Here is a 25,690-nt window from a genome sequence, read left to right as displayed (position 1 = left end):
GATGCAGGGCGATCTCCCATCCACACGCGCCGGCGCGTGCAGCGCGCGCCGCCGGAGCCTTTCCCGCAGGTTTCCATGGAACGTCAATCCCAGCGCACTGGCGCGCATACCGCGCCGCCGTCAGCCAGCGTTGCCTCGCTCGTGAAGGCCGCGCTCGATGCGCATCAGGCCGGCAGGCTCGACACCGCCGACTCCATCTACCGAGAAATCCTGACGCTCGCGCCGACGGATTCTCAGGCTTTGCATTACTTCGGGGTACTGCATTATCAGCGCGGGCAACACGCGGACGCCGCCGCGCTGATGAGCCACGCGCTCAAATACGACCGTCACGACGCCGCCTGCTGGAGCAACCGGGGCCTTGCCGCCGCAGCGCTCGGTCATCTCGACGAAGCCACCATCTGTTACGACCAGGCGTTGCAGCTGCAACCCGATTTCGCCGACGCGCGCAACAATTTCGGCGTCGCTTTGCAGGCGCAAGGCGCGTTGAACGAAGCGGTCGAGCAGTATCGGCTTGCGATCGCGTCGAACCCGGCACTGGTGGATGCCTATCTGAATCTGGGCACCGCGCTCGGCAAGCTTGGCCGTTTTGCGGAAGCGCTGGCGTGTTATCGCGATGCGTTGCGAGTCGATCCGGCTTCAGCGGAAGCGCACTTCAACACGGGCAACGCGCACAACGCACAGGGCGAGCACGAGGCGGCGGTCGCCAGTTTCGAGCGTGCGCTCGCATTGCGTCCCGACTACGCCGAAGCGCACATCAACCTGGGTAGTGCGATCGGCAAGCGCGGCGACTATGCGGGCGCGGAGTCGCACTATCGTCGCGCGGTTGCAATCGCGCCGAATCCGACCAACCTCGTGTGCCTGGGCGGCTCGCTCGGCGCGCAGGGACGGCTCGACGAAGAAGAGACGTTCTATCGCGAGGCGCTCGCCCGCGATCCGCATTACGCCGACGCCCATCAGAACCTTGCGTGGCTGCTGCTCAAGCGCGGCGATTTCAAGCAGGGTTGGGCCGAGTTTGCGCTGCGCTGGCGTAAGAGCGATTACGAAGCGCTCGCGGTTCCGGGCGTGGCCGAATGGCGCGGCGAGCCACTCAAGGGGCGTCGTTTGCTGATCGTCGGCGAGCAGGGTTTCGGCGATCATTTCCAGTTCCTGCGTTATGCGCGCTTGCTGCACGAACGCGGCGCGACAGTGGACGTCTGCGTGCGCGAGCCGTTGCTGAGTCTTGTCCAACGCATGCCGGGGGTAGATTGCGTGTTCAGCGGCAAGCCGGAAACCAGCTACGACTTCTGGGTCCCGATGATGAGCGTGCCCTCATGCGTCGGCACCGAGTTGTCCACCATCCCGGCCGAACTGCCGTATCTGTTCGCGGACGACGCCAAGGTCAAAGTCTGGCGCAAGAAACTGAAGAAAACCGGCCATGCGAACCGTAGAGCGGGCCTCGTGTGGGCGGGCAGTCCGACCTTCGGCAACGACCGCTATCGGTCAATGGCGCTTGCCGACCTGCACGCACTCGCCGGTGTCGCCAATGTGGAGTGGTATCCGTTGCAGAAGGGCCCGGCGCACGCGCAACTCTCCGTCGCCCCACAAGCCTTCCGTGCCCACGACTTCAGCGGCGAGTTGAACGACTTTGAAGACACCGCCGCGCTGATCATGAACCTCGATCTGGTGATCGCCGTCGACACCGCCGTCGCGCATCTGGCCGGCGCGCTTGGCAAGCCGGTGTGGCTGCTGCTGCCGGCCAATTCAGACTGGCGCTGGCTCGAAGAACACAGCGACTCGCCGTGGTATCCGGGAATGCGGCTGTTCCGGCAGAAGGTGCTGGGGGAATGGGCGGGGGCGGTGGGGGAAGTAGTGCAGGCTTTGCAAAGGAGCAGCCAATGAGCAAATCACCCTATAGCGCGGCGTTGGACGAATCTTCGCGCGCCCGGGCGTGCCGTATAAATGTGCTACATTTGTTGCACATCAACGGCTCGTCAGCGAGCGGAGAAAGGACCATGGCCGTGACATCTAAAATTCGGCGCCAGGGCGGCGCGCTTGTGATGACGATTCCGCCGGCGCTTCTGAAGCTCTTGCACGTAGATGCCGGAGATCAAATGTCATTGGACGTCTCCGACGGGCAATTAATCGCCCGTCCAGTTGCGTCAACGTCAAAGCGTTACACCCTTGCGGAACTGCTTGAAGGCTCCGACAGTATCGCCGATCTGAATGCCGACACGGCATGGGCGCGTGACGGAGGCCCTGTCGGGGGCGAGCTAGCGTAATGGTGAAACGGAATGTGCCGCAGCGCGGCGACGTCTACTGGATCGACCCGAACCCGGTGGCTGGCCGGGAGATGAAGGACCGGCACCGCTTTGTCGTCATCACGCCAACCGAGATCAATGCACTGGGCGTCTGCATGACGGTGCCCGTCACCAGCGGCGGGAATTTCACGCGCAACGCGGGGCTTGCGGTGCCGGTTACGGGACACGATACGAGCGGCGTCGCAGTGTGCAATCAGGTGCGCACTTTTGACATCAACACCCGCGTGCTAGGCGGTTCGGCGCGTTACATCGAAACACTCGACAAACACACCGTCGAAGAAATCGTTGCCCGGGTGATCAGCGCAATCGATCCCGCGCCATAGATCGCGCATCGCCTCACCCCGCCTCCACCACAAACCCATGCTGTCGCAAAAGCTGCAGAACGCCTTTGCGGCCGCCAAGATGCAACGCGCCGATCGCCACGAACACCGGCTTGTTCGGAGCGGCGATCAGCAGCATGCGCGAGACGAAGCGCCGGTTGCGCGCGTACACGATCCTGTCGTCGATCGAGTTGGACACCTGCTTGTCGCGCGCCAGCTTTTCGGTTTTCGCAGCCTCCCAGGCGGCGATTGCATCCGCATCGCCAACACGCCACAGGCGGTGCAAGGTCCGCACGTCGTCGACGTTTTGCGCGGGCGTCTGCATCAGATCCTGCGCGAGCATCTCGCGTTGCTGAGCGAGCGTGAGCCCGGTGAAGGCGCGCATCTGCTGCGGCAGGGTTTCGAGGCCGATGATCTTGCCGCGCGTACGCAGATATACGTTCTGCAACTGCGCTTCAGTGCCGTACTCGGTCTGCAAGCCGGCGCTGAGCGAGTCGTAGGTTTCGACCAGCAACGACGCGAGCCACGGGCGCATCTTCTTGATTTCATCCAACGCCGCGGGATTGCCGCGCAATCGGAACGCGAGCTTGCGCCACAGCGGCTCTGGCAAGAGGCCAGGCAGGCAGTCGCGGCGGCATACGCCGTACTTGGAGACGTCGTCTTGCGAGACCAGTAGCTCGTCCGGCGAGAGTTCGAGCGCGAGGGTCTGCGAAGCCCCCAACGCGCCCATGATCGGCGGACGAAACGGCTGAGCCGGCGGGTAATCGGCGGGATCGCCGACATGCAGCGTGCCCAGAACGTAGATGGTGGTCGTACCGCGAGTCGCGACGTAGAACGGCATGCGCGCCGGTTGCAGGCGCACCGGCCCGCTCGCAGTCGTACCAGGTGTGGCGGGCGGCGGGTTGAAGCCCGGCAGCGCGGCGCGTGGCTGCGACGGCGCGTGCGGCACCGGTAATGCGGGACGCGCACCTTGCGCGGTTGAATTGACGCCAGCCGCGGGCGTATTGGCCGCGGCGCCCGCAGCATGCGCGAGGCCGACCAGTGCCGCGGAGAAATACACAACGGAGCAAACGCCGACGAGCGCGGCACCGGTCAGTGCACGCGCCCGCAAGCGTCGCGTGAAGGCAGCGCGGCGGCCGCCATCACGCGAGCGGCGCGCAAGACGACGCGCCGCCAGCGCATCAGGCATCCACGTCCCCCACCTCCTCGGCGCGGTGACACGACACCTGACGGCCATCCACTTCACGCAGCTTCGGCTCCTCGCTGCGGCAACGGTCGATCACATAGGGGCAGCGCTGATGGAACGTGCAGCCCGACGGTGGATTCAGCGGCGAAGGCATCTCACCTTGCAGCTTGATCTTGATGGTGCGATCCGCCTCGAAGATCGACGGAGTAGCCGACATCAACGCGCGCGTGTACGGATGCCGCGGCTTCGAGAAAATCCGCTTCTTGTCGCCGAGTTCGGCCACGCCGCCGAAGTACATCACCATCACGTCGTCGGCGATATGCTCGACCACCGACAGATTGTGCGAGATGAACACATAGCTCGTCTTGAACTCCTGCTGCAGATCCATGAACAGGTTCAGAATCTGCGCCTGGATCGACACGTCGAGCGCCGACACGGGTTCGTCGGCGACAACGATCTGCGGGTCCAGAATCATCGCGCGGGCAATCGCCACGCGTTGACGTTGACCGCCCGAAAACATATGCGGATAGCGCTTCGCATGTTCCGGACGCAGGCCGACGGTACGCATCATTTGAGCGATACGTTCCGCGCGTTCCGTTGCGCTCAATTGGGAGTTGATCGCGAGCGGTTCGCCGAGCGTCTGCTCCACAGTCTTGCGCGGGTTGAGCGACGCGAACGGGTTCTGAAACACCATCTGCACGCGCCGCCGCAGCGCCGCGATTTTCGCGTGATCCGCGCCGGCCACGTCTTCACCGTCGATCAGCAAACGGCCCGCGCTGGGCGCTTCGATCATGGTGAGTTGGCGCGCAAGCGTGGACTTGCCGCAACCGGATTCGCCGACCACGGCGAGCGTCTTGCCGCGTTCGAGCGCGAACGACACGCCGTTGAGCGCCTTCACCGTGCCCGTTGCGAACATGCCGCGCTTGACCGTGTAGTAACGCGCGAGCTTGTCGGCGACCAGCACGTGATCGCCCGCATGGTCCGACTGGCGCCGCGTTTCGAGTACTGCGTTCATCGTGCGCCTCCACGGGTGTGAACGTTCGCGTCGCCGCTCAGGTTCAGGGGTTTGATGCAGCGCACGCGCGCCACTTCGGCGTGACCTTGCATCGGCGCAAGCGCGGGCCGCGCCTTCATGCAATCGTCGACCACGTACTTGCAGCGCGGCGCGAACAGACATCCTTTGGGACGATCGTCGCGCCCCGGCACCATGCCCGGCAAAGCAGCGAGACGCACGGCGCCCACGTTATGCTCGGGAATCGCGGCCAGCAACGCTTCCGTGTACGGATGATGTGGCGCGGCGAAGATATCCGGCACCTTGTTCGTTTCGATCACTTCGCCAGCGTACATGACCGCGACGCGCTGCGCGACCTCGGACACCACCGCGAGATCGTGCGAGATCAGCACGAGCGCCATGCCGCGCTCCTTTTGCAGGCGCATGAGCAATTCCATGATCTGCGCCTGGATCGTTACGTCGAGCGCGGTGGTGGGCTCGTCGGCGATCAGCAGCTTCGGGTTGCAGGCAATGGCCATGGCGATCATCACGCGCTGGTTCATGCCGCCCGACATCTGATGCGGAAACGCGCCAATGCGGCTCTTCGCGTCCGGAATGCCGACCTGATCGAGCAGTTCGAGCGCGCGCTTGTCGAGCGCGGCGCCGCGCAGCCCTTCGTGCAGTTTCAGCACTTCCTTGATCTGATAGCCGACCGTGTAGCTCGGATTCAGACTCGTGAGCGCGTCCTGGAACACCATCGCGATATCTTTGCCGATGATCTTGCGGCGTTCCTTCGCCGATGCCTTCAGCAGATCGCGGCCGTTGAACTTGATTTCGTCCGCCGTGACCTTGCCGGGGGCGTCGATCAGGCCCATCAGCGCCATCATCGTCACGCTCTTGCCCGAACCCGATTCGCCGACGACGCCGAGCACTTCGCCCGGCGCGACGTCGAGATTGATCCGGTCGACAGCGGGCAGTCCGTTGAAGTTCACCGCCAGATTGCGGATGGTCAGTAGATTGTCCATTTATGCCATCCGTTTCAGTTTGGGATCGAGTGCGTCGCGCAGCCCGTCACCGAGCAGATTGATGGCGAGCACCGAGATCAGGATGGACAAACCAGGCATCGTGACGATCCACCATGCGCTGTCGATGTAATCACGCGCCGAGGCCAGCATTGCGCCCCACTCCGCCGACGGCGGTTGTACGCCGAGGCCGAGGAAACCGAGCGCCGCCGCATCCAGAATCGCCGACGAGAAACCGAGCGTTGCCTGCACGATCAGCGGCGCGGTGCAGTTGGGCAGTACTTGCGAAAACATGAGACGCAAAGTGCCGGCGCCGGCCACTCGCGAAGCCGTCACGTATTCCTTCTGCAACTCGCCTTGCGCCGAAGCGCGCGTCAAACGCACGTAGCCCGGCAACGCGACGATCGCGATTGCCAGCATCGTATTGACGAGGCCCGGACCGATGATCGCGACCACCGCCACCGCGAGCAGCAGCGACGGCAGCGCGAGCAGCACGTCCATGATGCGCATGATCGGCGTGTCGGCCCACTTCTCGAAGAATGCCGCGATGAGGCCGAGCACGACGCCCGGAATCAGCGCGAGCACCACCGACACGAAGCCGATCCAGAACGACAGCCGCGCGCCGTACATCAGACGCGAGAGGATGTCGCGGCCGGCTTCGTCGGTGCCGAGAACGAACCGCCAGTTGCCGCCTTCGAGCCATGCAGGCGGAATCTTCACGAAGTCGCGGTACTGTTCGATCGGGCTATGCGGCGCGATGAGCGGCGCGAAAATCGCCACGACGATCAGCAGCAAAACGACGATGCCGGCGCCAACCGCACCGCGATTGCGCGAGAAATTCGCCCAGAATTCGCGAGCGGCGATAGCGCGGCCGCTAGGCGGAGTTACTGCTGTGGGGACTGTGTTTTGTATGTCTGCCATTTCCGAAATCACCTCGTATGGCGAATGCGCGGATTCAACACGCCGTACAACAGATCGACGACGAGGTTCACGAAGATCACCAGTGTGGCAATCATCAGGATACCGCCCTGCACGACTGGATAGTCGCGACGGCCAATTGCATCGATCAGCCACTTGCCGATGCCCGGCCACGAAAAGAGTGTCTCCGTCAGCACCGCGCCCGCAAGCAGCGTACCGACCTGCAGACCGATCACCGTCACCACCGGAATCAACGCATTGCGCAATGCATGAACGACGATCACTCGCCCCGGCGACAAACCCTTCGCGCGCGCGGTGCGGATGTAGTCTTCTCGCAGCACTTCGAGCATCGACGAACGAGTCATGCGAGCGACGACCGCAAGCGGGATCGTTCCGAGCACGATGGCGGGAAGAATCAGATGGCTCAGTGCGGACTTGAACGCGCCTTCGTCGGTGGACATCATCGCGTCGATCAGCATGAAGCCGGTCACGTGCGGAATGTCGTATTCGACCGCGATGCGGCCCGACACCGGCGTCCAGCCAAGCTTGACCGAGAACACCATGATGAGGATCAAGCCCCACCAGAAGATCGGCATCGAATAGCCGGTCAGCGCTGTACCCATCACGCCGTGATCGACCGCCGTGCCGCGCCTGAGCGCCGCGAACACGCCCGCCGGCAGGCCGACGATCAGCGCGAACAGCATCGCGCAAATCGACAGTTCAACGGTGGCGGGGAAACGGGCGAGAAATTCGCCCATGACGCTCGTGTTGGTGATGATAGAAGTGCCGAGATCGCCGTGCAGCGCGCGGCCGATGTAGTGGACGTACTGCATCGGCAGAGGTTCGTCGAGCCCTAGACGGTGCATAGCCGCGGCATGCATCGCCGGATCTACGCCGCGCTCGCCCATCATCACTTCGATGGGGTCGCCCGGTATCAGGTGAATCAGCGCGAATGCAAGGATCGTGATGCCGATGAACGTCGGTATCACCATGCCGATGCGGCGCAAAACAAAGCGGAACATGGTTCGTCCCTATGGTCTTGATGAAGAAAAAACGCAACCGGCGACGAGGGCTCGTGACCCCGGTCGCCGGACCATTTCGACCAGTTTTCTAACCGTGCGAAAAGCGTACTGCGCGAATTTTACGACTTGCCTGACGCAATATCTGGCGCCTTACTTGACGCTGACGCCGTCGAAGCGAGCGTAGCCGAGCGGCTCGATACGCATGTCGACCACCTTCTTGCTGACAGGCTGGTAGACCGTCGAGTGAGCGATCGGCGAGAACGGCAGTTGCTGCGCGAAGATCTGCTGTGCCTGCACGTATGCCGTGGTGCGCGCGCCCTGGTCGGACGTTGAACGACCCTTCTGGATCAGATCGTCGAAAGGCTTGTGGCACCACTTCGAGAAGTTGTTGCCGTTCACCGCGTCGCAGCCGAGCAGCGTGCCGAGCCAGTTGTCCGGATCGCCATTGTCGCCTGTCCAGCCGATCAGCATTGTGTCGTCCTCGCCTGCGTGTGCGCGCTTGATGTACTCGCCCCATTCATACGTGACGATCTTCGCCTTGACGCCGATCTTGGCCCAGTCGGCCTGGATCATTTCCGCCATCAGGCGTGCGTTCGGGTTGTATGCGCGTTGCACCGGCATCGCCCACAGCGTGATCTCGAAGCCGTTCGCATAACCGGCCTTCGCGAGCAGCGCCTTGGCTTTTTCCGCGTCGTACGATGCGCCCTTCAGGTTCTTGTCATAGGACCATTGGGTCGGCGGCATCGGGTTCGTGGCGGCCTGGCCTGCGCCCTGGTACACGGAGTCGATGATCGCCTTCTTGTTGATCGCCATGTCGAGCGCCTGACGCACTTCGACCTTGTCGACCGGCTTGTGCGTCACGTTGTACGCGAGGTAGCCCAGGTTGAAGCCAGGCTGCGACGGCATTGCCAGATTCGATTCGGCCTTCAGCGGCGCGATATCGGCCGGGCGCGGATAGCTCATCACCTGGCATTCGTCGCGCTTCAACTTCTGCACGCGCACGCCGGCGTCCGGCGTGATCGAGAAGATCAGCTTCGAGATCTTGACCGCGTTCGGCTTCCAGTAATCCGGATTGCCGTCGAAACGGATGGTCGCGTCTTTCGTATAGCTGCGGAAAATGAACGGACCCGTGCCGACCGGGAACTGGTTGATGTCGGCGGCCTTGCCGGCCTTCAGCAACTGATCGCCATATTCAGCAGACAGGACCGACGCGTATTCCATTGCCAGGTTCTGGATGAACGGCGCGTTGACTTCCTTCAGCGTGAACTTGACCGTGTACGGATCGACCTTTTCGACCTTCGTGATCAGCTTGTCCAGACCCATGTCGGTGAAGTACGGGAACTGCACCGGGTAGGCCTTGTGGAACGGCTGGTTCGCGTCGAGCATGCGCTCGAACGTGAAGATGACGTCGTCCGCATTGAATTCGCGCGTCGGCTTGAAGAACGACGTGGTCTGGAACTTCACGCCATGACGCAGGTGGAACGTGTACGTCTTGCCGTCCGCGGAAACTTCCCACTTTTCGGCGAGGCCCGGCTCGACCTTGGTGCCGCCACGCTCGAACTCGACGAGGCGGTTATAGACGGTGAACGTATTGGCCGTGAAATCGGTGCCCGTGGTGTATTGGGCCGGATCGAAACCCGCAGGGCTGCCTTCTGAGCAGTAAACGAGTGTTTTGTTCGGAATCTCGGCGTGCGCGCTGTTCGCACCCACCAGCGATGCCGCTGCAGCTGCGACGAGCGTCGTAACACGCGCGGCGCGCAACAGGTTGTTTTGCTTCATGTTTCCTCCAGGTTCGGGGCTGGCTGACGCCAGCGTAGCGCGATATTACTGAGCTTTCCCCGGTGTCACAAGCAGAGGAAATTATCCGCGACGCCGCAGCCGGCGCGCCTGCGCGGATATTTCGAGACCTCTTTCGAATGACTTTCAGAGTAGGACATCGCAGCGATTCCTGTGGAATCGTTTCGAGTTGTCCTGATTGGAGATTGGAGAAGGCGTTGGAACAGAGACAACTTGCCAGAGCCGCCGCGCATCGATCCGCGCGACGGCCCGGGCAAAACAACCAGCAACAACGACGAGTCAGCGGCTCAAACGCCCAACCGCTCGCAGATCGCCGTGGTCGCCGCGGCGCCGTTAAGCGTATAGAAATGCAGACCAGGCACCTTCGCGTCGGTCAGACGCTTGCACAGGTCGGTCACCACGTCGAGCCCGAACGCGCGAATCGACTCGCGGTCGTCGCCGAAACTCTCCAGCCGGCGCGCGATCCAGCGCGGAACTTCAGCCCCGCACATCTCGGAGAAGCGCATCAGTTGCGAGAAGTTCGTGATCGGCATGATGCCCGGCACGATCGGCACGTCGACGCCGAGTTTCCTTGCGTCGTCGACAAAACGGAAATACGCGTCCGCGTTGAAGAAGTACTGCGTGATCGCGGAATTGGCGCCGGCCTTCACCTTGCGGGCGAAGTTTTCGAGATCGTGGCGCGGCGAGCGCGACTGCGGATGATATTCCGGGTAGCCGGCCACCTCGATCCAGAACCAGTCGCCGAATTCGGCGCGGATAAAGCTCACCAGTTCCGACGCATAACGCAACTCGCCGACTTCGCCCATGCCGGACGGCAGGTCGCCGCGCAGCGCGACGATATGGCGAATGCCATGCGCGCGGTACTCGTTGAGAATCGCGCGCAAGCTCTCTTTGGAAGAGCCGATGCACGACAGATGCGGCGCCGCCTCCAGCCCTTCCTTCGCCATATCGACGACGGTATCGAGCGTGCCCTGTTGCGTCGAGCCGCCCGCGCCAAACGTGACGGACACGAACTTGGGCTTGAGTAAAGCGAGTTGTGCACGCGTTGCGCGCAGTTTGTCGACGCCTTCCTGCGTTTTCGGCGGGAAGAATTCGAATGAAAGTTCGATCGGGTTCATGGTTCAGTGTGTCAACCGAGACTGCGGTTGCCGAAAATGAGCGCGGACAGCAGCCATGAAACGATGCTGTACAGAATCGAGCCGAAGAACGCCGACCAGAAACCCGACACTTCGAAACCCTTCAGCAGCGACGCGCACAGCCAGAAGCACAGCGCATTGACCACCAGAATGAAGAGTCCGAGCGTGACAATCGTGACGGGCAGCGTCAACAGAATCAGCACCGGCCGCAGGACCGTATTGATCAGTCCGAGCACTACCGCGACGATCAACGCGGTGCCGAAGCTGCGGATATGAATCGACGGAACGAGGTAGGTGATGATCAGCAGCGCCAGTGCATTGATCAGCCAGGTCAGCAGAACGGTCATGTAAAGCTCCTTGCAGGCAGGATGTCCGTTGAACGAAAGAGGCAGGCATGGCGAGCAAAGCGGCGCCTAAGCGCCGCCCCGTCGTCACACCATCACGTATGCTTTCAGGCTGCCCTCGCACTTACGCGCGAAGGGCTTACCGGAACGCGCGTACTTAGTAGCGGTAGTGGTTCGGCTTGAACGGACCGTTCTTGTCGACGCCGATGTAGCCCGCCTGCGCGTCCGACAGCACGGTCAGGTTCGCACCGATGCGCGCCAGATGCAGACGCGCGACCTTCTCGTCCAGATGCTTCGGCAGCACGTACACGCGGTTCTCGTACTTCTCGCCTTGCGTGAACAGTTCGATCTGGGCGAGCGTCTGGTTCGTGAACGAGTTCGACATCACGAACGACGGGTGGCCCGTCGCGCAGCCCAGGTTCACGAGGCGGCCTTCAGCCAGCAGAATCACGCGCTTGCCGTCCGGGAAAATGATGTGGTCGACTTGCGGCTTGATGTTGTCCCACTGGTACTGACGCGTCGACGCCACGTCGATTTCCGAATCGAAGTGACCGATGTTGCACACAATCGCGTTGTGGCGCATCGCCTTCATGTGATCGTGGTTGATCACGTGGTAGTTGCCCGTTGCCGTGACGAAAATGTCGGCTTTGTCCGCCGCGTATTCCATCGTCACCACGCGGTAGCCTTCCATCGCCGCTTGCAGTGCGCAGATCGGATCGATTTCGGTGACCCACACGGTTGCGCCGAGACCGCGCAGCGATTGCGCGCAGCCCTTGCCCACGTCGCCGTAACCGGCTACCACGGCGATCTTGCCCGCGATCATCACGTCGGTCGCGCGCTTGATGCCGTCGACGAGCGACTCACGGCAGCCATACAGGTTGTCGAACTTCGACTTGGTGACCGAGTCGTTGACGTTGATTGCCGGGAACGGCAGGCGGCCTTCCTTTTCCATCTGATACAGACGATGCACGCCGGTCGTGGTTTCTTCCGTCACGCCCTGGATGTGCGCGAGGCGCGTGGAGTACCACGTCGGGTCGGCGTCCAGATGACGCTCGATCGACTTGTACAGCGCGACTTCTTCCTCATTGGTCGGCTTGGCGATCACCGAGCGGTCTTTCTCGGCCTTCGAGCCGAGGATCAACAGCAACGTCGCGTCGCCGCCGTCGTCGAGAATCATGTTCGCGAACTCGCCGTTCGGCCATTCGAAAATGCGGTGCGAGAACTCCCAGTATTCGTCGAGCGACTCGCCCTTGAACGCGAACACCGGTGTGCCGGCCTTGGCGATTGCGGCGGCGGCGTGATCCTGCGTCGAGAAGATGTTGCACGATGCCCAGCGCACGTCCGCGCCGAGCGCGGTCAGCGTTTCGATCAGCACGCCGGTCTGGATAGTCATGTGCAACGAACCTGCGATGCGCGCGCCCTTCAGCGGCTGCTGCGCCTTGTATTCGTCACGCGTTTGCATGAGACCGGGCATTTCCGTCTCTGCAATCGTGAGTTCCTTGCGGCCCCAGTCGGCAAGCGACATGTCGGCAACGATGTAGTCTTTGGAAGCTTGGGAATCGATAACTGCGGCGTTCATCACGCCCTCCTTTCTAAGTAGTGACTAGAAATTTGACGTGAGCGCGGTTCGATGCGGTGGATCGAAAAGCGCTATACGCATCCGATCCTTCCGATTGAAGCCTTCGAGCCTGGCGGGCGGCCGGCGAATATGCTGATTCGCGGTACCCGTCGCAACGCTCCTCGAAGACGAACGGCGATTGTAGCAAATCGAGATGGCTTCGGGGCGCGAGGATCGGTTTGGGGCGGGCTTTCAGGGTGGGCTTTTGGGTGGCTCACACAGCGGCCATGCCGCCTGCCGCATGCGCGCCAGCTTCGGCGGTCATCTGCGCGCCGTGCAACTGGACGATGCCTGCTCGCGCTCTGTCGAGGAACTGCCGGGAAAAGCGGAAAGCGTCGGCGACGTCGGCGGGATCCGGCGTCAGCCAGCCAAACGCAATGCGGAAATAGCGCTCAGCGTGAATGCCCGGGTGGTAATGCATGCGCACGCGCTTCATGTCCGCGAGCCGCGGATTGCCGAAAAGCTCGCGCAGCGCCCACGAAAATGCGCCGTCCTCGCCGCCGATACGGCGAAACGCGTCGTCCATAGGAAAGCCGCCGAGCGCCGCGTACGCCGCCCGACGCACGATGAGACTGCTCGGCACCGTGTTGCTGAGCGTCGCCGCATGCTGCGCGAAGTCCTGGTGACCGGTGATTTCATCAGGAAAACCAACGTAATCGACGTCGAGGCGCACCGATACCTGCTTCGGGTTCTGCGCCAGGAACGTGCTTGCTGCAGCCAATGCGCCGGGCAGGTATTCGTCGTCGGCATCGAGGAAGGCGAGCAGATCGTGCGACGCATGCAGCGCGCCCCAATTGCGCGCCTGCGCTGCGCCGCCGTTGCAGGGCATGCGCAGCAGCGCGACGCGCGAGTCGGTCCGCGCGTACCGAAGGACGAGTTCGGCGGACGAATCGGTCGATGCGTCGTCCACGACGATAATCTGCGCCGCCTCCGGCTGCAGCCGGCAACTTTCGAGAGCGCGGGCAAGCGTCGAGGCGCCGTTGTAGCAGGGAATAACGACGGAAATCGGGGAAGCGGGCGTCATGGGCGGAAGCTTTGGCGGGCGGCGGTCGCGGCAAAACTGGCGATGGTAGCGCGGGCGTCGGAAGACCCGTCTCGAAATCGCGGACTGCATGCGTCTGCCTGAAAGCCGCTTTCGCCAATCCTCGCCGCCATAAATACGATGACTTACAATCTGCGAGTTCATTCCAATATGGAATCCGGAGCCCGATAGTGGAACTGCGTGCGCTGCGCTATTTCGTCGAAGTCGTTCGTCAGCAGAGCTTCACTGTCGCCGCCGAGCAGATGTTCGTCACCCAACCGACCATCAGCAAGATGGTGAAGTCGCTCGAAGACGAGATCGGCTCGCCGCTGTTGCTGCGCGACGGCCGACAGATGGTGCTCACCGACGCCGGCCGCATCGTCTATCAGCGCGGGCAGGAGGTGCTTGCCGCGCACGCGCAGTTGCAAGCCGAGCTGAACGACCTCGGCACGCTCGGTCACGGCGAACTCACCATCGGCATTCCGCCGATGGGCGGTTCGCTCTTCACACCCGCTATCGCCACGTTCCGCCAGCGCTACCCGAAAATCGAACTGAAGCTTTTCGAGCAGGGCTCCCGCGCAATCGAAACCGCGCTCATCAGCGGAGAGCTGGAACTCGGGGGCGTTCTCCAGCCGGTGGACCCCGAAAATATCGACGTGCTGCCGATCACTCGCCAGTTGCTCTGGCTCGTCGCGCGCGCCGGCTCGCGGTGGGACGAGCTTCGCGAGGTGCCGCTCGCCCAGCTCGCCGACGAGCCGTTCGTGTTCTACGGCGAAAGCCTCGCGCTCAACGACGTGGTGCTCAGCGCGTGCCGCAGCGCGGGATTCGCGCCGACTATCGTCGGCCGCAGCGGACATTGGGATTTCATGGCGGCGCTCGTGCTGGCCGGCGTCGGCATTGCGCTGCTGCCTGCGCCCTATTGCCGGCGACTGGATGCTGCGCAGTTCACGTGCCGGCCGGTCGCCGAGCCGGAAATTCCATGGGAAATGGCGATTGGCTGGCGCCGCAATGGTTATCTGTCGCATGCCGCGCGTGCCTGGCTCGACGTGGCGCGCGAGACGCTGCCCGGTCGTGCCGGCGACGATCTGATGCTCGGCCTGACCGGCATTGCCGCGCCGCTTCAAACACCGCGTTCCGAATGACAACACGCCGCCCGGCGTGACCCGGGCGGCGTGTCGTTACCTACGTGCAAGCAGCGCCGGCCTTATTGCTGCGTAACGAACTTGATGCGGCGGTTGGCAAAGCGTCCGCTGGCAGTATCGTTGGTCCGGATCGGGCGCGCCTGGCCGTAGCCCTGAGCACTCAGCGAATCTGCCGGAGCGCCGGTTTTGACGAGGTACGTACGAACCGCCTCGGCACGCTGCTTCGACAGTTGCAGATTAGCCTGCTCGCCGCCCACGTTATCCGAGTATCCCGCCACTTCGAGCTTCGCCGCCCGGCCGTTGCGCGCACACGCGTTGAGCACGCGCGCGGACTGGTTCAGGTCTTCCGCTGCCGACGTGGGAACATGCGCGCTCGCGCTCGTGAAATTGATCACCTGTAGGTTCAGCACCTTGGCGACATCGGCTGCGGCGCAGGTAGCGCCGGGCGCTAGCAGCACCTTGATCGCGCTGCGAAAGTTCGCCGTTGCCTGCTGGACCGCGTTGTTTGCGTCGAAGGTGCCGATTTCATAGGGAGCGCCGAACAGCGATTTCAGCGTGTTCAGCCAGCCGAGTTTTGCATTGGCGGCTGCGCCGCTCAGTTCGACATGTGTGCCGTCCACTCTGAGTTCCGCGCCCGGCACGCTCATCAGCGGCATCAGGCCGTCGAGACGCGGGAGCCAGCCGGCGGGCTTCGTTGCCGGATCGACGGCAATATTTGCGGCGTAGTTGTACTGGCCGAGGCGCTTCGTCAGTTCATCCACAAGCTCGGTTTTTTCTGTTTCGCTGCCAACCGTCGCGGTGAGCGTCGGCTTCCCGCTTTCGCCGACCGTGAAAGCAAGCTGGCTGTCTTTCGTCGCCGCGGCGGCCACGCCCGGCTGACGTGCGGCGCTAGTAGCGCTGGCGACACTTGCGGCACTTGCCGCACTGACGCCGCTCGTGGAAGGCGAACCCGCAGCCGAGGCAGAAGCCCCACCCCCAGCCGCAGAACTCGCGGCATCAAGCGCGGCGACTGCACCTGCTGCAGTAGACGCCGCGGCATCGCTCGAAGCAGCCACCGCAGTAAGTTCAACTGACGCCGCGACCGGCGCCGAAGCGGTCCGCGCGGCGCCACGATGTTCTGCGTCTGCGCCCACCGCCGCCCCGCCACCCCATTGCCCGCGCTGGAAGCCGCCTGGAAACAGATAGACCAGCGCCATTGCGGCGGCGATGATCGCCAGTAGCGGCCACCACAGCCACGCATGCGAGCGGCGTTTTTCGCCGACCACCGCGTCCGCCGGGACGTGGACCGCGGCAGTGACCTCCGGTGCGGGCTTTGCCGCTGGCGTGGGCTGCTCGATATGCGCCGACACGGCCTTCAGTTGTGCGAGCACGCTCCCGGCGAAAGTGCCGATGCTGCCCAGGCCGAGCGCGGCAAGCAGACGATCGTTCAGATACGGTGCGATGAGCGGCATCTGATGGCTCAACAGCGCGGGCAACTGACCGACGTTGCCCTGGCTTTTGAGCATGTGCTGTTTCAACACGCCCAGCATGGTTGCACCGACGATACCCGTAATGGCATGCGTGGCGTGCGCCGGCACGCCGGTTTGCGCGGCGACTTCGTCGCTGAGCGACTCGGCGCGGCGGTCCAGCGAACGTTCGAGCAAACCGCGCCCCGCGCCTTCCAGTTCGCTGACGCCGCCCGTGCTCCCCGTCAGGTGCGGCAACTGTTCAGCGATTCTCGCGTTCACATCGGGCGAGACGACGGTGGCGAACAGCGAGCGCGCGCCCTCGAGCGTCGCAGCCTTTTGCATCAGCCCCGCGAGCAGCGCGGGTGCCGCCGTGCTCATCACCGAGCGCGCCGCCTCAGGCGGCAACCCGATGCGTGCTGCCAGCTGCCCGACCACCTCGTCCGTCAACGCCGACTGGATCGCGTGAACCAAATTGATACTCATGCCTTCGCTTCCTTGAGTTTCCGGACTCGCCACCTGACGCGACCGTTTTTGCGCGGCGATTATAGGCAGCGGGAAGTCTCATAAACCGAATGGCACAATTTATGACGATTTAAACGACGTTTGCCTGACTTATCTCCTTTTTGGCATCGAAAAGCCGGGTGTTCGGCCTGATCGGCGGAGCGTGGGGCGATGGATTCATGCCGCGTTGCCCGCAGGCGCCACGGTTGACGCTTTCACTGTCGCCGTCTGCGGCCTCCGACGGCTTGCCGCGATCAACTCGGCCGCGCGCTCGCCGATCATTACCGTGGGCGCATTCGTATTGCCGCCGATCAGCGTCGGCATCACCGATGCATCGACGATCCGCAGTCCTGTGACGCCTCGCACGTGCAATTGCGGATCCACAACGGAGCGCGCGTCGCCGCCCATCCGGCAGGTCGCGACCGGGTGATAAATCGTGTCCGCATGGCGCGCGATGGTCTCGCGCAATTGCGCGTCGGTCTGGCCCGCGCGCGTGTACAACTCGCGACCGCCATGCAGCGCGAGCGACGGCGCATCGAGAATGCGCCGCGCCATCTGCACGCCTTCCACCAGCAGGTCGAGATCGCGTGAATCGCTGAAAAAACACGGATCGATCACGGGCGCCGTGCGCGCATCCGCGCTCGCGAGCGTCACGGCGCCCCGGCTGAACGGCCGCAGCACGCATACATGCAGCGAATAGCCGTGCCCCCAATGCATATGACGGTTGTGATCGTCGACCAGCGCCGCGCAGAAATGCAGTTGCAGGTCGGGCCGTTTGAGCGTCGGCTTGCTCTTCAGGAAACCGCCCGCCTCCGCGACATTGCTCGACAACATGCCGCGTCCATGCCGGATGAAGGTGACGAACTGCGGCACCATTCGCGCGATGCCACGCACCGAAAAGCCCGTCGGCTCGATCGACGACACGCGTTTGTTGATCGTGAAATCGACGTGATCGATCAGGTTCTGCCCGACTTCCGGCGCATCGTGCAACACCTCGATACCATGCGCCTGGAGATGCGCGGCCGGCCCGACGCCGGAGCACATCAGCAGTTGCGGCGAGTTGAAGGCGCCCGCCGCGACGACGACTTCCGCGCGCGCTTTCAGCGTCTCCCGACGCCCGCCGCTCACGATTTCGACACCACAAGCGCGCTTTTGCTCGAAGACGACGCGCAGCACCGTGGCGTCCGCGATGGTATGCAGGTTGGCGCGCTCGCGGTCGTAGATATACGCACGCGCGACGCTGCAACGGCGCCCATCGCGCTGCGTGACCTGATAGAAGCCGATGCCTTCCTGGTCCGGGCCGTTGAAATCGTCGTTCGGCTTGTAGCCGGCTTCCATCGCGGCCTGCACGAATCGCCTGGAAAACGGATTGCGGTAGCGCAGATCCGACACGGTGAGTGGACCGCTGTCGCCGTGCCACGCGTCGGCGCCGCGTTCGTTGCCCTCGGCGCGGCGGAAATACGGCAGCACGTCGCGCCAGGACCAGCCGTCGCAGCCCAGTTCCGCCCATTCGTCGTAATCGAGCGGATGACCACGCGTGTAGATCATCGCGTTGATCGCACTCGATCCGCCGAAGCCGCGCCCGCGCGGCTGATAGCCTTGGCGGCCGGCGAGACCCGGTTGCGGCGTGGTCAGATAGCCGTAGTTCGTTTTGAGCCTGTTCGGCACGACCGCCGCGACGCCGACCGGCATATTGACCAACGGGTTGCGGTTCGTGTGCGGCCCCGCTTCGATGAGGGCGATCGTTGCGTCCGGACAGTTGTCCGCGAGACGGCTCGCGAGGGCGCACCCACCCGAGCCGGCGCCTACGATGATGTAGTCGTATTCCATCGCTCCTCCTGATAGCCCGCGTTGCTCGCGGACCCTGTCTCGTGCACACTTGTCTACGTGTGTTTCACTGGCATTGTAGGGAGCGTTCGGAGGCCGCGGCGGCTTCGCGTCAGAGCGATTACTCTAAACATGGGCGCCGCCGCGACCCTATGATGAAAGTCCCGCACGGCCCCGCCGGACGGCCGCGTGCGGCATTCAAACAGCGCCCGGGGACGTCACGCTTTTCCCACGCTGCCGAGATGCAGCGATCAAACGGCGTCGCGCCGATTTGGGCCGCAGACCCGTCCGCGAGGGCGGCGACCAATCGCGAAGAGCGAGGTCAAAAACGGGCCACGAACGGGCCGTCAACGAGCGATCAAAGAGCCCTAAGCGGAACGTGAACAAGCGAACGCAAAGGCCACCGACGGCGCGATGACCCCACGCGGGCAAACCGCCGTCGAACACACGGCGAACGGAGACAGCAGATGCAACGCCATAGCTTCGGCCAGACCCACGAGGTCACCAACCAGGTGCCGCCGCTCGCGGACTACAACCTGTTTTCGAGCGACGCCGCGCTCTCAGCCGCGCTAGAACGCGACGGCGCCGCATGGCATCGCGATGCGTTGTTGCGGCACGGCGCGGCGCTCACCACGCCCGAGACGCTCGCGCTCGCCGAACTAGCCAACCGCCACACGCCTGAGCTTTTCACGCACAGCCCGCGGGGCGAGCGCATCGACGCGCTGGAGTTTCACCCCGCGTGGCATGAGTTGCTATCGCTGCTGCGTCGCGGGGGGCTGCACGCGTTGCCGTTCTCCGATCCGCAGCCCGGCGCGATGGCCGCGCGCTGCGCCGGATATTTTCTGCATGCGCAGATCGAATCGGGGTCTCTTTGCCCGTTGACCATGACGTTCGCCAGCATTCCGGTATTGCAGCGCGAACCGCAATTGTTCGAGACGCTTCGCGACAAACTCTACGCACGTGAGCACGATCCACGCGACCTGCCGCTCACGCAAAAAATCTCCGCGATGATCGGTATGGGCATGACCGAAAAACAAGGCGGCTCGGACGTGCGTAGCAATCAGACGCAGGCGCGTGCCATCGCAGCCGGCGGCCGCGGCGGCGCCTACGAACTGGTAGGCCACAAGTGGTTCTTCTCCGCGCCGCAATGCGACGCCCATCTCGTACTCGCACGCACGCACGATCACGCTGGCCTCTCGTGCTTCTTCGTGCCGCGCTTCGCGCCGGACGGCAGCAAGAACGCAGTGCAGATCCAGCGTCTGAAAGACAAGCTCGGCAACCGCTCGAACGCCAGCAGCGAAGTCGAATTCTTCGACGCGTTCGGCATCATGATCGGCGACGAAGGACGCGGCGTGCCGACCATCATTGAAATGGCGAATTACACGCGGCTCGATTGCGTGATCGGCAGCGCAGCGCTGATGCGCGCGGCGCTCGTGCAGGCCATCCATCATGCGCGCCATCGCAGCGCGTTTGGCCGCAACCTCGTCGATCAACCGTTGATGCGCAACGTGCTCGCCGACCTCGCCCTGGAATCGGAAGCGGCCACCGTGCTGTTCATGCGGCTTGCCCACGCGTTCGAGCAATCCGCTGATGCGGATTCGACAACGTCTGCTGCGAACCCGGCGGAAGCATCCGCCGAGCGCGCATGGCGGCGCATCGTCACGCCCGCGGCAAAATACTGGGTCTGCAAGCGCACGCTCGAATTCACCGGCGAGGCAATGGAAGTGTGGGGCGGCAACGGCTATGTCGAAACCGGTCCGATGGCGCGCTTTTATCGGGAAGCGCCCGTCAACTCGATCTGGGAAGGCTCGGGCAACGTGATGTGTCTCGACGTGCTACGCGCGATGGAGCGCGAGCCGGAAGCGGCGCAAGCGCTCTTCGCGCAATGGCAAGTGGATGCCGCCGCGCATCCGGCGTTGAGCGCCGCGCTCGGCAAGCTTGCCGCGGCGCTCCATGGTCCCGCAGAGCATCGCGAAGCCTCGGCGCGGCGCATCGCACAGCAGATCGTGCTGATCGCGCAGGCCACGTTGCTCGTCAAGCATGCGCCCGCCGCTGTCGCCGAGGCTTTCATCGCCACGCGTCTCGCTAGCGGCTGCGGCGAAAGCAGCCGCGTCTACGGCACGCTGCCCGCCACGTTCGATCATGCGGCGATCGTCGAGCGGGCCTTTCCGGGTTGAATCTCGAAGCCGCACGCCTGATGGACTCTCCGGGGGACTTCCTGTCGCCCCCGGCGCGGCAAGCAACGAAAAGCAGCCCGCAACGACACCCAATAATCGCGGCGCGACAGTGCATCTTTCATCAGGGAGTGGTGAACAATGAAGAACGATCTGCCCGAGGTCGCCGCGCTAGACGCATTGCTTCGCGATCAGCGTCACGCTTATTTGCGTGCGCCGTATCCGTCATGGGAAACGCGCGCGGCGCATCTGAAAGCGCTGCGCAAAGTCCTGCTCGACAACCGCGACGCGCTAGCCGATGCGATGAGTGCCGACTTCGGCAATCGCGCGAAGCAGGAAGCGCTGCTCGCCGAATTTCTGTTGGTGAAGGAAGAAATCGACGCCGCGCTGCGGCACGGCAAACGGTGGATGAAGGCGCAGCGCCGCAGCACCAACAAATGGTTGTTGCCGGCCCGCGCGAAAGTGGTACCGCAGCCGCTCGGCGTGGTCGGCATTATCGTGCCGTGGAATTATCCGGTGCTGCTCGCGGCCGGACCGCTCATTAGCGCGCTGACCGCCGGCAATCGCGCGATCGTCAAGATGTCCGAGTTGACGCCGCGCACCTCGGCGATGTTCGAGCAGCTGATCGGCCAGACTTTTGCCCGCGATCACGTTGCGGTAGTGAACGGCGACGCCGCGCTCGCCGCCGCATTCAGCGCGCAGCCCTTCGATCATCTGCTGTTCACCGGCTCGACGAAGGTCGGCCACGAAGTGATGCGCGCCGCCGCCGAGCATTTGACGCCGGTTACGCTAGAACTCGGCGGCAAGTCGCCGGCGATCATCGGCGCGCATGCGCGGTTCGACAATGCCGTGGACAACCTCGTCGCCGGTAAGACGCTCAATGCCGGGCAAACCTGCATCGCGCCGGACTACGTGCTCGTGCCGCGCGGCAAGGAACAGGCGTTCGTCGAACGCGCGCGCACGCGGATGGCAAAGATGTATCCCGGCTTCGCGCGCAACCCGGATTACACGTCGATCATTTCGCCGCGCCACTTCGCGCGGCTCCAGCGTCTGGCCGACGAAGCACAGGCCGCCGGCGCGCAACTGCATCCCCTGACCGACAGCGCGCCGGACGCCGGGAGCCGCCGCTTTCCGCTGATCGCCGTCACTAACGCGCCGCAGCATTGCGAACTGATGCAGGAGGAAATCTTCGGCCCGCTACTGCCTATCGTGCCGTACGACACGCTCGACGAAGCGATCGCGTGGATCAATGCCCGGCCACGCCCGCTTGCGCTTTACCTGTATGCGGACGACGCAGCCACCATCGAACGGGTCACGCACGAAACCATTGCGGGCGGCATGGCGGTCAACGAAACGCTGATGCATCTGGCGTGCGAAAGCCTGCCGTTCGGCGGCGTCGGAGCAAGCGGAATGGGCGCGTATCACGGCTATGAAGGCTTCGTGACTTTCTCGAAGATGAAGCCTGTTCTGACGCAGGCGCGTCTGAACGCGCGTGCATGGATCGCGCCGCCGTATGGCCGGCGCGTCAACGCGCTGCTGAAACTGATGATGCGGTTTTGAGCAGGGCCGGCTGCGTGGCTTGACCGGACGGGTACCTAGCGCGCGCCTGCTGCGCCCTCGATATCGACCGCGACCACGTCGGTGACATCGTCCGCGCTAGTGCGGGCGGCGCCAGGCGCTGCCTGTGCCGGCTCGCTTTCCAGCCGGTGCAGCCACGCCAGCAATTCCGCCACCGCCTGATAGAGCTGCGGCGGAATGCGCGCGTCGAGGTCCACTTGCATAAGCAGCGAGACCATTTCGGGCGCTTCGTGCACATAGAGGCCGGCTTCCTTGGCGCGCTGCACGATCATCTCCGCCAGCATGCCGTAGCCCTTGGCGATCACGCGTGGCGCCGGATCGCCGCCTTGTGAGTCGTAGACGAGCGCAGCCGCGCTGCGGCGATGTTTGCGGCTCATCACATGTCCCAGTCGAAGTCGTCGAGCGGCGCGGTCGCGGCATTAGCCGCGTGCGGTGCGCGACGGCTTTTTCCGGCCGCGGCACTTGCCGGGCCCCCCGACGCCGCAGACGCCGCGGCGTCCGCCCGACTCGCCGCCGAAGCCGACCGCGCATACGCCGACGCCGCTGCCTGAGCCGCAGCCGCGGCGCCAGCTGCCGCCGCGCCCGTGGCAGGCGCACCGCCGCCGATCTCGCGAATCGTCAAACCGTTGAGCTGAATGCCCGCCGCCGCGAGCCGCTGGCGAAAACTTTCGCCCTGCATCGCGAGACGCGCCGCGCCGCCGGGACTCGCCTGCACACGCGCGACGAGGCGCATGCCGGTCAACGTCAATTCGGCGTCGACGGTGCCGAGCGTCGGCAGCGACAATGTAAGGCGCGTGCGCCACGGCTGATCGTCCTCGCTTGCGGTGCCGCCGCCGCTACGGTCCCACTCGTCGCCTTCCTGCTCGATGGTCCAGTCGAGCTTCGCGCCGGGCCATGCTTCGCCGGTCCAGCGGAACTGGCCGGTCGCGAGCAGATCCAGTTGCTGGCGCACGAGCGGCACCGTCGCGGGATGTACCGCGGCCGCCTGCGGATTCTGCTGCGACCCGCCGTCAGCCGCTGGGGAGGCTGCGTTATGCAGGCCGGCATGGGGCGTTTGGCCGTTCAGGTCCGAGAGGGAACTCGCCAGCACTTCACCGGCGACGAAGCGCGCGGCCTGCGCGGTGTCGATTGACGGCATCGGGCGGCCGGCGGTGTTGGCGGCATTCGGATTCGCCGCATTCGCGCTGCCGGCATCGGCCGCGCCGGCTGAACCGTGCGGCGTGGCGCCCATGCCTTGCCTCGCCGGAGCTTGCGCGGACGACGCGTCGGCGGTATCGCCTGTCCAGTTCAGCGGCAATTGCGCGGCGGCGGCGACGAGCTTGTTCTGCGCTTCGCTGGCGAGTGTCTCCGGCGAGCGTTGGCCGCTCAGCCATTGCGCGAGGTGCGCTTCGTAGAAGAGGCCGCTGTCGCCGACCGTGTGCGCGAGCGCGGCTGCGAGCGCCGCCACCGGCACCTGGGCCGCCGCGACATTGGCGGTGGCCGCGGAAGCTGCGGCGTTGGAAGCGATGTTGGACGGAGCAGGCGCGTCGAAGAGCGGCAAAGCGCCCACCTCGACGTCGAGTGCGGGAGCGGCGGGCCAAATCGGCAACTGCCCGACGATAGCGGGCGTCGCCTCGCCGCCGGAGCGCACGATCGCATTGAGCGTCAGTGCGACGGCGGACAGCGCGGTCTGCGCGGAAGGCTGCGGCGCAGAAGGAGCGACCGGAGCCGGCGTTGCCGGCGCGGTCTCGACATCGGCCGCGCCCGTCTGCGTGGTGGCCGCGCTGCCGGGGGCAATGTTGAGCAGGCTGTCGACGCGGGTCGCGAGGAGCGATGCGACGGCCGTGTCGATTCCGTTCATGCCGATTCCTTGATCACATTGGCGGCAACGCGCTCAATTCACACAATCAGACGCCTTGCGGTCACCCTCAGCGCGCCCCGTACAACTCCTTGAGCACCCGCGACGGCCGGCCCCCGAACAACGCCGACAGTTTGGCGAGGCTCGGATTGGCCAGGTCGCGGATCGCGGCGTCGTCGGCGAGGATTTGCCGGATCAGCGCGTACTTGCGCAGGCGTTCCGTCTCGTCGAGCTTGACGCCCGTCTCCGCCTCTTTCAGCGCGTCGACGAGCAGCCGGTATTCATCCTGCAAGTGGACCAGATCGTTCCACAGGGCACGTCGGGCAGCCATCAACATGCGGCAGGACAACGCTGCAATGGCCTCGTAGCGGGCAAAGTATTCTGCGTTCGATGTCATCTCATGCTTTCCGCGGCCGGCTGAGCAGCCATCCGCGCTATCTCCGGGGCAATCCCGATCCATGCCTCTTCGAGCGTAGCCAGCAGGCCGTCTACTTCGACCAGCATTGCCTCGCTCTCTTTTATGTTGGCTTCGAGCAGCCGGCGCGACATATAGCTATATAGCGCGTTCAGCCGCTGTGCAATCTCGCCGCCCACCTCAAGGTTGAGCGACTGTTGCAGCCCGCTTTCGACGATCTGAATCGCCTTGCCGATCGCCTCTCCACGACCGGGCACATTGGCCTGCTGCAAGTGCATCCGCGCTTGCGCGATTGCCTGCCGGGCCCCCTGATACAACATCACGATCAGACGATGCGGACTCGCGCCCATCACCCCTGTCTCGACGCCCACGCGTGCATACGCATTGGCTCCAGAGTGTCCTGGGGAAAACATCGGCGCTCCTCCTCAATTGCAACTACGGTTGGTCGTGGCAGCCCATCGCGATGCGTAAGCGCACCCCGATTCATGCCTGTATCTGGTTATCGGATACGCAGCGAAAAAGCTTTAGGCCGGTGTAAGGAGGATTAAGGGGCCAGGTCGCGCGATCCCCTTGGGGGCCGCGCGGCGCGTGTCACGCGGGCAGTTGCAGCCGGGCGGGCGGAACATTCTTGCCGCCGCGGCCACGGCCTCGTTCAGACCTGCATCTGCATGATGTCGTTATAGGCGGACACCAGCTTGTTGCGCACCTGCAGGCCGAACTGGAAGCCAACGTTCGCCTTCTGCATGTCGACCATCACGTCGTTCAGCGACACATTCGACGCGCCAAGCTCGAACGCCTGCGATTCGCCGACCGCCTTGGTCTGATCGCCGCTGATCTTGTCCAACGAAGCCTTCAGTGCCGACGCAAAACCGCCGGTAGTAGCCGCGCCGGACTCGCCTGCGGCCGAAGCGCCGGTCGCGGCGGTGCTGCCGCCGGCGGCGTGCGCCGCCATCGACTGCAATTGTTGCAGCGCCGACGAAAGCGCGTTCACGGGCAAAGTCATGTTCTCTCCAGGAATGACGAGCGGCACGACCAAACCGTACCGATCTGGACGAAAGCATAGCAGCGGGCTTTCCTGGAAAGCCCCGAAACTAGG

At 64.1% G+C, this 25,690-nt stretch carries 23 protein-coding genes and 1 riboswitch; of the genes, 6 read left to right on the top strand and 17 right to left on the bottom strand.

Features of this window, described 5'->3' with window-relative positions; all coding sequences use genetic code 11:
* The first annotated feature begins 75 nt into the window (after positions 1–75).
* The 3 genes from JMY24_RS21665 to mazF are packed head-to-tail and all read left to right on the top strand — an operon-like array spanning position 76 to position 2,620.
* Entirely contained in the window at positions 76–1,878 is a 1,803-nt protein-coding gene (locus tag JMY24_RS21665) for a tetratricopeptide repeat protein (RefSeq protein WP_128595974.1), read from the top strand.
* Positions 1,875–2,258, top strand: coding sequence for a type II toxin-antitoxin system antitoxin MazE (gene mazE, locus JMY24_RS21660; protein ID WP_236597470.1), 384 nt, complete (start codon positions 1,875–1,877; stop codon positions 2,256–2,258). Before JMY24_RS21665 ends, mazE begins: the two co-directional genes overlap by 4 nt.
* A complete protein-coding gene (mazF, locus tag JMY24_RS21655; protein WP_128595975.1) occupies positions 2,258–2,620 on the top strand; it encodes a type II toxin-antitoxin system toxin MazF in 363 nt (120 codons plus the stop codon). The genes mazE and mazF overlap by 1 nt, the downstream gene beginning before the upstream one ends.
* A gap of 13 nt (positions 2,621–2,633) precedes the next feature.
* On the opposite strand, the gene JMY24_RS21650 is transcribed toward mazF, so the two are convergent.
* The 10 genes from JMY24_RS21650 to JMY24_RS21605 form a co-directional block, all read right to left on the bottom strand.
* Complete coding sequence (locus JMY24_RS21650; protein WP_201702865.1) at positions 2,634–3,806, bottom strand: TraB/GumN family protein; 1,173 nt, start codon at positions 3,804–3,806, stop codon at positions 2,634–2,636.
* Positions 3,799–4,818, bottom strand: a complete 1,020-nt coding sequence (locus tag JMY24_RS21645) for a peptide ABC transporter ATP-binding protein (protein WP_128586135.1) — start codon at positions 4,816–4,818, stop codon at positions 3,799–3,801. The genes JMY24_RS21650 and JMY24_RS21645 overlap by 8 nt, the downstream gene beginning before the upstream one ends.
* Positions 4,815–5,819 (bottom strand): ABC transporter ATP-binding protein, encoded by a 1,005-nt coding sequence (locus JMY24_RS21640; protein WP_128595977.1) that lies wholly within the window; start codon positions 5,817–5,819, stop codon positions 4,815–4,817. The genes JMY24_RS21645 and JMY24_RS21640 overlap by 4 nt, the downstream gene beginning before the upstream one ends.
* Complete coding sequence (locus tag JMY24_RS21635) at positions 5,820–6,737, bottom strand: ABC transporter permease subunit (protein ID WP_020070785.1); 918 nt, start codon at positions 6,735–6,737, stop codon at positions 5,820–5,822.
* Positions 6,738–6,745: 8 nt separating this feature from the next.
* A complete protein-coding gene (locus tag JMY24_RS21630) occupies positions 6,746–7,756 on the bottom strand; it encodes an ABC transporter permease subunit (RefSeq protein ID WP_006052552.1) in 1,011 nt (336 codons plus the stop codon).
* Between the two features lie 150 nt (positions 7,757–7,906).
* Positions 7,907–9,535, bottom strand: coding sequence for an ABC transporter substrate-binding protein (locus tag JMY24_RS21625; RefSeq protein ID WP_128595978.1), 1,629 nt, complete (start codon positions 9,533–9,535; stop codon positions 7,907–7,909).
* Between the two features lie 305 nt (positions 9,536–9,840).
* On the bottom strand, positions 9,841–10,671 hold the full coding sequence (gene metF, locus JMY24_RS21620; protein ID WP_128595979.1) for a methylenetetrahydrofolate reductase [NAD(P)H]: 831 nt from the start codon (positions 10,669–10,671) through the stop codon (positions 9,841–9,843).
* 11 nt (positions 10,672–10,682) lie between these two features.
* The gene (locus JMY24_RS21615) at positions 10,683–11,036 is read right to left on the bottom strand and encodes a phage holin family protein (protein WP_006052549.1); all 354 of its coding nucleotides are present in this window, start codon (positions 11,034–11,036) and stop codon (positions 10,683–10,685) included.
* A 154-nt stretch (positions 11,037–11,190) separates the two neighbouring features.
* Complete coding sequence (gene ahcY / locus JMY24_RS21610; RefSeq protein WP_128586130.1) at positions 11,191–12,612, bottom strand: adenosylhomocysteinase; 1,422 nt, start codon at positions 12,610–12,612, stop codon at positions 11,191–11,193.
* Positions 12,613–12,644: 32 nt separating this feature from the next.
* A riboswitch (S-adenosyl-L-homocysteine riboswitch) is annotated at positions 12,645–12,781 on the bottom strand.
* 84 nt (positions 12,782–12,865) lie between these two features.
* Positions 12,866–13,675 carry a glycosyltransferase family 2 protein gene (locus JMY24_RS21605; RefSeq protein WP_128595980.1) on the bottom strand — a complete coding sequence of 270 codons (810 nt, stop codon included), beginning with the start codon at positions 13,673–13,675 and terminating at the stop codon, positions 12,866–12,868.
* Between the two features lie 188 nt (positions 13,676–13,863).
* Between JMY24_RS21605 and JMY24_RS21600 the strand changes: the two genes are divergently transcribed.
* Entirely contained in the window at positions 13,864–14,814 is a 951-nt protein-coding gene (locus JMY24_RS21600; protein ID WP_128595981.1) for a LysR family transcriptional regulator, read from the top strand.
* A gap of 62 nt (positions 14,815–14,876) precedes the next feature.
* Here JMY24_RS21600 and JMY24_RS21595 read toward each other — a convergent pair whose 3' ends face one another.
* Together JMY24_RS21595 and JMY24_RS21590 are read right to left on the bottom strand one after the other, a co-directional pair.
* Positions 14,877–16,745, bottom strand: coding sequence for an OmpA family protein (locus JMY24_RS21595; protein ID WP_201702864.1), 1,869 nt, complete (start codon positions 16,743–16,745; stop codon positions 14,877–14,879).
* Positions 16,746–16,940: 195 nt separating this feature from the next.
* On the bottom strand, positions 16,941–18,593 hold the full coding sequence (locus JMY24_RS21590; protein WP_128595982.1) for a GMC family oxidoreductase: 1,653 nt from the start codon (positions 18,591–18,593) through the stop codon (positions 16,941–16,943).
* 464 nt (positions 18,594–19,057) lie between these two features.
* Here JMY24_RS21590 and JMY24_RS21585 point away from each other — a divergent pair, with 464 nt between their 5' ends.
* Positions 19,058–20,767, top strand: a complete 1,710-nt coding sequence (locus tag JMY24_RS21585) for an isovaleryl-CoA dehydrogenase (RefSeq protein ID WP_201702863.1) — start codon at positions 19,058–19,060, stop codon at positions 20,765–20,767.
* A gap of 138 nt (positions 20,768–20,905) precedes the next feature.
* Positions 20,906–22,324: a coniferyl aldehyde dehydrogenase gene (locus JMY24_RS21580; protein ID WP_128595983.1), complete on the top strand. Its 1,419-nt coding sequence runs from the start codon at positions 20,906–20,908 to the stop codon at positions 22,322–22,324.
* Between the two features lie 35 nt (positions 22,325–22,359).
* Here the strand turns inward: JMY24_RS21580 and JMY24_RS21575 are convergent, their stop codons facing one another.
* The 5 genes from JMY24_RS21575 to fliE all read right to left on the bottom strand — a co-directional run bounded on the left by JMY24_RS21575 (position 22,360) and on the right by fliE (position 25,597).
* Positions 22,360–22,719, bottom strand: a complete 360-nt coding sequence (locus JMY24_RS21575) for an EscU/YscU/HrcU family type III secretion system export apparatus switch protein (protein ID WP_128595984.1) — start codon at positions 22,717–22,719, stop codon at positions 22,360–22,362.
* Positions 22,719–24,182, bottom strand: coding sequence for a flagellar hook-length control protein FliK (gene fliK, locus JMY24_RS21570; RefSeq protein ID WP_201702862.1), 1,464 nt, complete (start codon positions 24,180–24,182; stop codon positions 22,719–22,721). Before fliK ends, JMY24_RS21575 begins: the two co-directional genes overlap by 1 nt.
* Positions 24,183–24,249: 67 nt before the next feature.
* Positions 24,250–24,576, bottom strand: coding sequence for a flagellar protein FliT (locus tag JMY24_RS21565; RefSeq protein ID WP_013589910.1), 327 nt, complete (start codon positions 24,574–24,576; stop codon positions 24,250–24,252).
* On the bottom strand, positions 24,573–25,007 hold the full coding sequence (gene fliS / locus JMY24_RS21560) for a flagellar export chaperone FliS (protein ID WP_128595986.1): 435 nt from the start codon (positions 25,005–25,007) through the stop codon (positions 24,573–24,575). The genes JMY24_RS21565 and fliS overlap by 4 nt, the downstream gene beginning before the upstream one ends.
* A gap of 239 nt (positions 25,008–25,246) precedes the next feature.
* Positions 25,247–25,597, bottom strand: coding sequence for a flagellar hook-basal body complex protein FliE (gene fliE, locus JMY24_RS21555; RefSeq protein ID WP_128592522.1), 351 nt, complete (start codon positions 25,595–25,597; stop codon positions 25,247–25,249).
* Positions 25,598–25,690: the final 93 nt, after the last annotated feature.

The sequence above is a fragment of the Paraburkholderia kirstenboschensis genome, assembly GCF_904848585.1.
In the GTDB taxonomy this organism is placed as follows: Bacteria; Pseudomonadota; Gammaproteobacteria; order Burkholderiales; family Burkholderiaceae; genus Paraburkholderia; species Paraburkholderia kirstenboschensis.
Note: the sequence above shows the minus strand (reverse complement) of the source record. Positions and strands in the feature narration are given on the sequence as shown.